Below are 7,733 nucleotides of genomic sequence, written 5' to 3'. Positions count from 1 at the left end.
ATTCGGTGCTGCGTTATCTAAAATCACTGAGGTGCTGGCTGCAGTTGAGGTGTTACCCGCCGCATCACTTTGTGTGGCGCTGACGGTGAGCGTGCCATCATTAAAGCTGCTGACATCAAACTCACTACCACTGATAGTCCATGCCCCAGAGCCATCAGCCGTCACAGTACGCGATTGGTTATTCGAACCATCGCTAATGGTCACATTAACCGTAGCGCCAGAGTCAGCGCCGCTACCTTGTATAAGCACATGCGCATCTTCCACAGCATTGATCCGACCATCTACTTCAATCGGGGTGGTAATACTCGGTGCACTCACGTTAGTATCAATGGTTATTGTAGTACTCGTTCCATTGGTAATATTACCAGCAGAGTCCGTCGCGCGTGCCACAATAGTATGCGAGCCACTCGTCATTGCTGAGCCTACGGTGATACTCCACACCCCACCACTAACAACAGTACTGCCTATTGAGCCATCAACACTTGAAATAAGAGTAATAGTGTCGCCTGTGGTGCCTGTACCTGTAAAAGTGGGTGTTGTATTATTGGTTATATTATCTGTACTCGAAGAACCACTATCACTGGCTGCAGTTAGATCGGCTGCGCTCGGTGCGCTCGGCGCGGTTGTGTCAATTGTCACTGTAAGTGCGCTTGAGCTACTACTTACATTACTTGCTGAGTCTGTTGCTTTTGCTGAAATAGCATGGTCTAAACCGGCAGTTAAAGTGCTAGTGGTAATTTGCCAATTGCCATCGGTCGCTATGCCAGACCCGATTACAGTTGCTCCAGCACCAACTTGGTCGCTGTAAAGACTAACTGTTGAACCACTCTCAGCAGTGCCACTAAATGTTGGCGTGGTATCGTTGGTAATATTATCCGTAGTAGATAACCCTGAATCAGCAGCCGCATTTAAATCAGGGGTAGATGGCGCACTTGGCGCAACATTATCATTTACCGTTATAGTAAACGTTTTTTGAAAAGTTGTTGTTGCATCGTTACTTTGTACGCACACAATGTAACTTCCTGCACTAAGTGCAGCTTGCGTCTGAATTAAGGTGCCACTAATCTGAAAACTGCTATTGTTTGTGTCAGCGCTACATGTACCGTTTACACTTGCGCCTGAGCTTACAAACGTATAACTATGACTGTCGGTGGTATCTACATCTGAGGTAGTGAGCGCCCCTATATTAGCACCAGGTCCAGTTGATGATTGATTTATACTTGCCGATGAAAGTGAAATATCCGTTGGGGCATCATTTTGCCCAGTAATATTCACTATCGCTTGATTTGTACCCGCGCTGTTTGCTATCCCATCATTAAAGACATAATCCAAAGTCACTGATGATGATGGAGATTCGGAACTATTTTGATAGGTAATGCTTTGTAAAACTGAGTCAACAATTGCAGATGTAGCATTAGCATTAAAGGTCAGTACCAAGGTACCTGAGGAGTTAGTCGTTACCGTTCCGACTGTGGTCGAATTATAAGTAAACGTATTGCTCTGCGTTAGTGCGCCCAATAAGTTATTGTTCGCAAAAACATCTTCAGTACTTGCCCCACCGTTTCGACTAATAGTTAAACTGGCATTATTATAATTACCAATTGCGCCATTAAGGGCATCGAGCTCAGTATCAGCGATAGTCACATCAGAGTCGATAACAATTGCAGAGCCATTTTCAGTAAAGGTTGCACCGCCATTCAAACCACTAAATACGGGGGCGCTATTTGGCTCAACAAAAGTTATTATGGTATCGCTACCACTTTCAGCAACGCTAAAAGCTAAACTTGAGCCTGGTGAATTACTTAATGAGAGCGTAAGTTCAGAAATATTAAAATCGGTGGCATCTGTATCAACTTCTAATGTGCTAGCGCCATTAAATCGCACATTTGCACTTGAAAGCCCTGTCACACCAGTAATCGTTAAGGTATCGCCTACGGCTAGATCGGTGATGGTATCCCCTGATAATTGTGATGCACTGCCAACAAAATTATCGTTACCTGCATTGCCCGTCATCGAATCAGTACCACCGCCAGGGCGGATGGTATCTGCGCCGCTACCGCCAACGAAAGTATCATCACCATTAAAATCGCTGGCTGTGATTGTCAATATGTCACTGGCAAAGGCTGAAGCATTTATTGATAGGGCTGCTGTAATTTCACCGCCACTCGCATTTGACACTGATACTGCTTGACCATTGGCATTAAAGTTGTCAGTTAAGGTTACCGTGGCATTATTGTCTGTTCCTATTGCCACGCCTTCAACAGCAGACACTGAGGTACTGGTAAAATCAAACGCCCCACCATCCATAAGTTTCAGTGTTTCAGTACCCGCACTACCCGTTATAGCAGTATTAAAATTACCAATATTAGCGGCATCAATAGCCACTGTTGCGCCACTAGCTAACGAAAGAGTGCCTATATTTAAAAATCCACCGCCGCTAATGTCTGCACCATCAGTTACTTGTACTTGGTCGGCAACACTATTCTCGCCAATTAACGTGCCCGTGTATGCACTGTTACCAATTGCAAAAATTATGGCGTCGGTTGATGAACCAGCCGTAACATTAGTGGTCCCTGTTGATACGGTGATTGTTCTGGTATTTGTACTGTCATCAGCTACATCGTAGCTTTCAATGCCAGTTAACGTTGTAAAATCACCATCACCGGTGATAGTAATAGTTTCTGAACCTGGCGCTGTTATGGTGCCCGTAAAACTGCCATGCTGGCTGGCCGTCATCGATACTGACGCACCCGAAGCAAGTGTTAAATTAGTCACATTACTAATCGTGGCATTACTGATGTTTGCGCCGCTACTCATAGACAATGTATCAGCAACACTATTTTCGCCGGTAATTGTTCCCGTATAAGCTAGTGTGCCAATGTCAAAAGTAATGGCATCAGTTACGGAGCTAGCTGTTACTGAGTGCCCCGCGGCGCTAATAGATACTGTACGCGCGTTCGTGCTATCGTCATTTAATGTGTAGCTTTCAATTGCTGATACTGTAGCGAAATTACCATCACCTAAAATATCTAGTGTCTCATTACCACTGCCTGATACAGTGCCTGAGAACAATGCTAGCTGTGATGCAGCAATACTTGCTGAACCGCCACTTGCTACCGTCAAGTTTTCAAAGCCGCTAATTGTGGCGCCAGAAATACTGCCACCACTACCAATAGATAACGTATCAGTGCCGGTGTTGCCCGCTAAAATACCGATTGCGCTAACTGAGCCAATATTGAGAGTATCGTCGCCGGTGCTACCAGTAAAATTTTGCCCTGCAGCGCCAAGGGTGAATGCATTTGGTGCAGATAAAACATACGTTTCAATCGCACTGTTGCCTGTTAGTCCATCCGTTGCTGAGCTAATAGTTATCGTTTCTGTGCCTGGTGCTGTAAACGTTGTAAAACTATCGTGCTGTGCCTCAGTCATCAATACACTCGCACCACTGGCAAGTGTTAATGATTCAAAGGCAGATATTGTTGCACCGCTGAGATCAGCACCAGTGCCAGCCTGCAATATATCGGTACCCGCAGCGCCGTTCAATGTACCTGTTACCGTGAAGGCATTAATATTAACGGTATCATCTGCGCTGCTGCCAGTTACATTTTGCGCTGCGCTACCAAGCGTAAAGATCATTGCAGCGCCAAGCACATAAGTTTCAATATCCGCATCACCCGTTAGCGTTTGATCGCCATCGGCACTAGCGATAGTAAATTGATTTGTACCTGTACCATTTATAGTAGTGAAACTGTCATGCTGCGTTTCACTTAATGTCAATGAACCATTGTTATAGGGCGTTAAGGTTTCAAAACCCGTTAAGCTTGTGAACCCAGTTAAGTCGCTCCCGGTAACAACACTGATTGTATCGGTACCGCCGCCGCCATCAGCCGTTGACCCTGTAATATGCGCTGCATTGTTAATATTTAATGTTTCATTATCGTCACTAAATGTAATTGCTGGGCTTAAATTTATACCGTTTAAGGTACTAAATCCAGCAGCGGCAGAACTCGCTGAAGTAATATTAGCAACCGAAATTGTCGCTGTACGACTTACACTATTTACAGTGCCATCATTAATTACCACTGTCACCGTTCTAGCAGTTTCATCGGGCGTATTTGAAGTATTATCGTAAGTGATATTCTGCAAAAAGGTAGCCACTTCAGCGGCCGTTACGGTTGCCCCTGTGATAGAAATTGTGTCTTGAAGTATAATATCCGCCGCAGACCCACCCGTGAGTGCGTTTTGCGCCGCAGCTGTTACGTTCAGGCCTTCTGAGGCGCCATTTTGATCGTTGGTTAATGCAACGGTTATTGTTGTTATTGTATCGCCATCACTATCCTCTGCACTAGCATCGGGCGCAATATTTACAGCACCACTACCTTCGGTAAATGACACTGAACTCCCTGTACCTGGAATCCCACCATTTAAATCAACAACAGGCGCTGAATTTGTAGAAGTACCTGTGGCACTCAAAGACACATTATACATACTCTCATTTGCATCAGTGTTGCTAATTCTTAAATTACCTGATATCCCACCAACTGTTGTCGTTTGTACAGTTACAAGTATCGTACATTGCATACCTGAGCTTAATGTTTGACCATTCGTAGCACATGTACCGCCTGTAATTGAAAAGTCGCTACTTCCACTTGTTATAGAAACAGCCGTAGTCGTTAAATTACCAGTGCCTTCATTTTTTACCGTAAAGGTTTTTGTTGTAGTTGCTACACCATCCGCTGCAACACTGCCAAAGTCTTCGCTTACAGTTGTCGATCCACTTTCTTCAACATCTATTTCTGGCGATGACCCACAAGCGCCAACACTACCACCTCTCAAAGTACAGCTAGAAGAGCTTACAGTGGTGCACGCCCCGCCTGGTAGGGTGCAGTTTGCACTTGCAAACACCTTTCTTATTAGTAAATCACTTTTTACTTGTGTATTATCGCCCTTAACAATACTTACTTTTTGTTCATTCGTTTCAAGTAATCCCTGCTCTTTTAAAAAGCTTAATGTATTATTTATATCTGGGTTTACTAAGTGTGATTGGGCTTTTTGCCCTCGACTAAATGTCGAAAATGGGCTTTTTGACTCTATACCAACTATTTCATCTTCAGTTTCTAGCGCTAACTTTTTTGAAAATTGTTTTAAATCTACAGCTTCATTTACTGTTTCTGCGTAAGCCCCGCTAGCTATTACTGCAGAAATCGCAACCCCTAAAAAAGTTTTATTTAAGCTTAAACGTTCCATGATACTCATCCTCGACAAAATTCAAAAATATGGCTAGACAACGCGTCTGAGCTTTGAAATAGCTCTGGTTTCCTGCTGTTCGGTACAACAGCAATATCGTAAATCTGTTTTACATCACCCGTAAAAGTCAAATTACCTACCACCTCACCTGTATTTACATTCACTAACCATATTGCGCACACACTTTTCCCATCTAATAATCTTGGGTTTGCTTTAAAGCGAATATGCTCTTCTGATTTACGTAATGTACTCGTACCGACAAGCATCAAGTCACCAAAGAACGTCATTCCCCTTGTAAAACCTTGCAACTCACATAAAACTCTATTAGTACCTGACTTTGGATCGTATACATGAATATCGCCATCTCCAGATGCACAATAATACACCTTGCCTGCGTGGCATCTTGGCGAATGTGGCATTGAAATACCTGATTTGATGACCTTATTTTCAACGACATCAATAAGCACCCCTTTATTCCCTAGCTCTTCACGCCAACCTTGTGCTGTATCTGATTCACTAAAGGCTGTAGCATAACGAGGCACACCATCTAACAACGCCATGCCATTTAAATGGCATCTATTTTCCGGCTTCAGTTCTGAAATAAACGACGGCACCCAAGCAGCGACAAAACTATGGTCAGGACTTAACTTACTTAAACAAGAGAACATCGAGTTAACTACCCACAAACCATCATTACCCCAACAAATATCATGGATATTGATCATACCTGTTGATAAAGTCGCTCTTTCTATAAACAAACTGTCGGCTGCCTTTACACTTTTGACTTGTTCATCCCACTCTTCACGAAATTTGGGGCTATCTCTGAGTTCATTATCTTGTAATTTTTTTGGCAACTCTTCATAACGATCAAGGTTCCCATTAATAACATCAGCATAACCACTTGGTGTTTTTTGAAAGTCGATTACTTGATTTAGTGTTCCAAGCGTGACCCTATTTTCGTCGGCATAAAGTCCCATTGGTCTTGGAAATGCCTTTAATTTTGTTTCTAGCTTGCCATTATTGGAACGCACTAAAATAACACGTTGTGATTGATAACTTGTCGCAATCAACGATACGCCCAACTGAGCCAATATTTTTGGGAAGTTGTCACTGTGGGTGCTACTAAAATCTAACGGTTCCATTTCAGTGCTCATTAATTTCACTACCTTTTGATCTAATCAAAGTTACACTCTTTATATTATTTTTATTAACTACATGTGCAGGCAAAATATTTTCAACCATCGTTAATTTTGTTAACGGGTATTCAACTCCGCATGCTTTTAGCTGTGCCACAACGCCTGAAACAATAGCGGCTGATGATGAGGTGCCACCAAAATTTACATACCCATTAAGTGACGTTGATGCAATTGAAGAAGGGGCGTAATAATCAACACATTGCCCATAATTAGAAAACTCAGCAACATTCCCATTTTTATTTATTGCCCCTATAACAACCACTGAACTTAATGCCGATAGATGATTGACTTCACAAGCTTTCTTACCCGAATTTCCTGCTGAAACAACGATAATAGGTGCATTTGATGCAGATGCAACATTCTCAATTACCAGTGACGTAATACCCGATAATAACGGTAAAACCCAACTACAGTTGATAACATCCGCTTTCATCAACTTAGCGACCTGAAATGCCAATATTATAGAAGATGACCATGTTGAAACTTGCCTGATAGCTATTATTTCACTAGTCGGTGCGAAACCCTCAACCCCTATATTATCTTGCTTTGCAGCAATAACTCCAACAACACGTGTACCATGGTAATCAGTTGGGTTTTTAGCACTGGTTGCCAGTGTTTTTTCATCAGGATCATATTCAAACAATACTGTTAAATCATCAAACTCTGGGTGAGTAAAATCAAAGCCGTCATCAATAATTGCAACCCGCACAGTATTCTCTGGTTTATCGCATAAAGGAGCATTTTGTGACACAAGCACGCTGCTAGTCTGCCTGCTTGTTCCTGACGTAACTAACTTTGTGACAGGTGCAATATCTGGTTCGATCTCTAGCACATCTTGATGTTTGCTTAACGCTAAATAAACATCAAAAAAATATTCGGGTCTAGGTGTTACCCAGTAAACCAATTCACTTCCTATATTAGCGATTACTTGAACTTGTTTTATTTCATCATGTAGCTGTGAGATCTCATCGACTGATAGCAAAGAGAGTATTATTATTTTTTTGTTAAAAGCGTACATCTTCCCTGCATCATCAATCAAAAAATTACTGTCATGCTTGGCAAATACAACACTACCTTTAGAGCTTTTAAATTGCAGCTTGTCTAAACTCGCCTGAGCAGATACATCTCTTGCAAATAAGCACACAACTATAATTAAACAGCTGAAAACAATATGCCAATTAAGGTATTTCAACATAAGTAAATAACAACCAACAGAGCTCTTTCAAACAACATATAACTTACTTCCTGCACAAACATAATGGTTTTTCATCATATGTAGAATACAGATTT

At 42.3% G+C, this 7,733-nt stretch carries 3 protein-coding genes; all 3 read right to left on the bottom strand.

The genetic code is table 11. The annotated features are described in order from the left end of the window. On the bottom strand, nucleotides 1-5,247 hold a 5,247-nt coding region (locus H5158_RS15185), incomplete at its 3' end, for an Ig-like domain-containing protein (protein WP_259399452.1). 5 nt (nucleotides 5,248-5,252) lie between these two features. Continuing rightward, nucleotides 5,253-6,401 (bottom strand): TIGR03032 family protein, encoded by a 1,149-nt coding sequence (locus H5158_RS15180; protein ID WP_259398577.1) that lies wholly within the window; start codon nucleotides 6,399-6,401, stop codon nucleotides 5,253-5,255. Then, nucleotides 6,391-7,638 (bottom strand): S8/S53 family peptidase, encoded by a 1,248-nt coding sequence (locus tag H5158_RS15175; RefSeq protein ID WP_145242943.1) that lies wholly within the window; start codon nucleotides 7,636-7,638, stop codon nucleotides 6,391-6,393. The genes H5158_RS15180 and H5158_RS15175 overlap by 11 nt, the downstream gene beginning before the upstream one ends. Nucleotides 7,639-7,733 lie beyond the last annotated feature (95 nt).

It is taken from the genome of Pseudoalteromonas sp. SR45-6 (assembly GCF_014163545.1).
GTDB classification, from domain to species: Bacteria; Pseudomonadota; Gammaproteobacteria; order Enterobacterales; family Alteromonadaceae; genus Pseudoalteromonas; species Pseudoalteromonas rhizosphaerae.
Note: the sequence above shows the minus strand (reverse complement) of the source record. Positions and strands in the feature narration are given on the sequence as shown.

Coding starts and splice junctions, on each gene's coding strand:
- H5158_RS15180 (WP_259398577.1), bottom strand. CDS start 6,401: ATGAGCACTGAAATGGAACCGTTAGATTTTAGTAGCACCCACAGTGAC.
- H5158_RS15175 (WP_145242943.1), bottom strand. CDS start 7,638: ATGTTGAAATACCTTAATTGGCATATTGTTTTCAGCTGTTTAATTATA.